This window comes from Streptomyces sp. SID13726 (assembly GCF_010548375.1).
Lineage (GTDB): Bacteria > Actinomycetota > Actinomycetes > Streptomycetales > Streptomycetaceae > Streptomyces.
On the sequence record NZ_JAAGLY010000575.1, the window covers coordinates 1 to 419 of the forward strand.

Genomic DNA, 419 nt, shown 5'->3' on the forward strand with positions numbered 1-419 from the left:
CACTCATGCGCTGCTCGCCGGCCTGCGCGTCCGCGAGGCGGTGACCACGAACTACGACCGCCTCTACGAGGACGCGGTCCGCGCGGCGGCTCCCGCACCGGACAGCGGTGACCCGCACGACGTCCTGTCCGTCCTACCGTGGGGTCGCGTCCAGGGCGACCGCCCGTGGCTCCTCAAGATGCACGGCGACGTGCACTACCCGGAGACCATCGTGCTGTCGCGGAGCTCGTTCGTCGGCTATGACTCTCGTTGGAAGCCCGTCGGCTCGATCCTCCAGTCGCTCTTGATGACGCGGCACCTCCTCGTCGTCGGTGCGTCCATGACGGACGAGAACGTCCTGCGTTTCGCCTACGAGGTCGCCGGACTGCGCGAGGAGCTCGCGCGCCAGGTGCCGGCCCATCGTCAGGCGGGAGTCCTCG

The 419-nt window shown here is 69.7% G+C and carries 1 protein-coding gene; it reads left to right on the top strand.

Annotation, left to right across the window (positions count from 1 at the left end):
* Window positions 1-419 (top strand): SIR2 family protein (locus G3I78_RS49200; RefSeq protein WP_164437173.1); only part of this gene is annotated, 419 nt, incomplete at both ends.